Source organism: Cryobacterium sinapicolor, assembly GCF_004403465.1.
GTDB classification, from domain to species: Bacteria; Actinomycetota; Actinomycetes; order Actinomycetales; family Microbacteriaceae; genus Cryobacterium; species Cryobacterium sinapicolor.
The window spans coordinates 1-2,593 of record NZ_SOGQ01000056.1; the positions used below are offsets into that span (position 1 = coordinate 1).

2 protein-coding genes are annotated in these 2,593 nt (G+C 58.9%); both read right to left on the reverse strand.

The genetic code is table 11. The annotated features are described in order from the left end of the window. Positions 1 to 336 precede the first annotated feature (336 nt). Positions 337 to 1,605: an MFS transporter gene (locus tag E3T28_RS11630; protein WP_166787009.1), complete on the reverse strand. Its 1,269-nt coding sequence runs from the start codon at positions 1,603 to 1,605 to the stop codon at positions 337 to 339. A gap of 4 nt (positions 1,606 to 1,609) precedes the next feature. Beyond that, the coding region (locus E3T28_RS11635) for an alpha/beta fold hydrolase (RefSeq protein ID WP_134431266.1) at positions 1,610 to 2,593 on the reverse strand (984 nt) is incomplete at its 5' end.

The following is a 2,593-nucleotide window of genomic DNA, read 5'->3' on the forward strand; positions in this document are numbered from 1 at the left end:
CTGGCGGCTCCTTAACGGCTACGTCTGAGTGCCGCCACACTGGGCCGTCTGGGCCAACGATCGCTGACCATTAGCCGGTCACGAATCCGCAGGGGCACCAGTAGTACTGCATCTATTGCAGAATGTGCTGAATAGAGCTCCCCGGATATCGACTCCGGAGGATTGGCACGACGGAACGTCCTATTGCACAGTCAGTCAACACGCCGAAGGGAGGTATCGTTCCAACGAGCACTAGCCATCCATGGCCTGTCCCGACCCGGGGCTCGGTCGCCGGCCCCACTGATTGATGGCGCGCTTGCCAACTTCGTTAACACCTGCCGAGCGACCATCCACCTCTCACTGCGCATCAACCACGCTATCGTGCTCCTCGATCCCGGCGGATACCTCCTCCATAGGGTTGATCGATGCCCGCCGAATTTCTGGAACGAGCAACGCGAATAGTGCTCCCGCAAGCTCGAGACAACCGAAGGACACATACGCCACCTGAGCGCCGAATGTGGAGACCAACAATCCGAAGGCCGTGTATCCAACAGGAATCAGCCCCAACGCCGCGAAGCTGAGGAGAGCCATTGTGCGCCCCATGAATTGTTTGGGCGTCAGCGCCTGGACAAGTCCGATGAGGAGCGCCGCGGCTGGGCCCGCACATAGCCCGACGAGCGCAAACAACCCCACAGCAAGCGTCAACGAAGGAACCCAGGGGATGGTGCCAACCAGAACCGCCCCAACCGCAGCAAACACAGCACCCCAGAACCCAGCGCGCGCCGGACGCCAGACGACCATGACGATTGCCCCGGCCGCCGCCCCGACGCCGAAACCAGCCAGAAGAAACCCAAAACCGGATTCTCCCCATCCATTGTCGATCGCCAAGCGAGGGCTGCCGATGTTGATCGGCGCCGAGAGTGCGAGGTTCAAGGCACCTATTGTAACTAGGAGTGGCCCGACCACGCGGTCTTTTGCCACACGCCGGAGTCCGGACCAAAGCTCTCTCGCCATCGACTCCTTAGGCAAAACGGTCTGCGCCTGACTTTCAGTTCCATTTCTGACTGGCAGAAGGAGAACGACCGACACCAACAGCGCAGCCGCACCTATTGCTGCAGTGCCTGCGACCCCAACCCCTGCGAGCAAGAGCCCAGCCGAGGCTGAAGCGAGAATCATGCAAAGTCGCTCTATGGTCTGCACTACACCCTGGGCCGCCGGCAAAGCGGCCCTTGGTACGAGGACAGCGGGGATCGAATTAATCGCTGGCAAGTAGATCGCATCGAGAAGGCCGAATGCCAGAGCATAGAGCACGAGAGAGGGGACGTTGATCTCTCCCACGACGGCATGGAGTGTTACAACGGAGAGGACCAAGAATCGAATCCCATTCGTGGCTTTTGCCGTCAGAAGCGCTCCAATACGGTCTACGAGCGTCCCGCCGACGAGCATGAGCGCTGCGCGGGGCAAGGACCCAGCGGCGATGACAAGGGAAGCTTCGAGAGCGGTTCCACTGCGATTCGCCAACCAAGACAGCAGTATGAACCACAGCCCATCTGCAGCGAGGCTGAAGCCCAAACTCGACCCGAAAAGTACAAATCGGCTTGAACTCAGACCTCCCTCTGCGGTCACGGTCTCATCCCTCTTTCGCTGCGGCGAGTATGACTGAAACCAATATCTCAATGGCTCGTGGGGCCGTCACCATGTCAAGGTGGCTCGCCTCAACTTGTCGATGAGTAATACTTTCGGTGAAGTACTGTCCCCACCATTCGATGTAGCCCTCGAGGTCGAAATCAGTGATTGTCGACTGCCCCAGCGCAATGTCCTGGCTCGTGATCAAGTGTCCCCTTGACTGAACAATTGACGGCGTGTGATTGGCAACAGCCTCGACGAGTCCGCCCAGCGTTCCGTACGGAAGCCACTGACCGGTACCCGCCATTTTGCTTGGAACTTCCAGCTCCGCGGAGAGTTCCCGAAGACGATCGACGTCAGATGAGGACAGATCTTGCCTCGCCACGATCTGGGCAGCTTCTTCGTAGGCCGCTGCGTAGTATTCAAAGCGACTATTCGTATTCGGGCTTATCGATGCGGGCTCCAGAAGGATGACGTCTCGAGAAAGCCCGGGATTCATGAAAGACATGTGGTGGGCAATGGTCGCACCGAGCGACCACCCCAGCAAAATAACCCTCCTCCCATTCAGTTGACGCTCGATCTCGTGTATGTAGTCGGTTGCCAAGCCTGTGATGCTTGTGCCATAGGTTTCCCCTTCCACCATTCCCCGCGCCCGAACCCCATAGACATCGAAATCGCCTTCAAGCTGAGCCGCGAGCTCCCTAAACCAGTGAGATGACCCTCCGCTCGGGTGGATGCATACAAGCGCTGGCCGGTCCGGAGAGGCGTTCGTTTGTGTAAGCAGATTTGTGATCTGGCTGACATCGGCTGCGACTGCAAGCACACTGCTGATCGTTCCCCTGGCCATGAGGGACCCGAGCGACACTTCAATGCCGCGGAGGTTTGCGCGGCTGACGGCTTTGGTCGCGAGGAGACTGTGTCCTCCAATGGCGAAGAAATTGTCGTGAATGCCGACCCGATCCACCCCCAGGACTTCAGCCCAAATCTC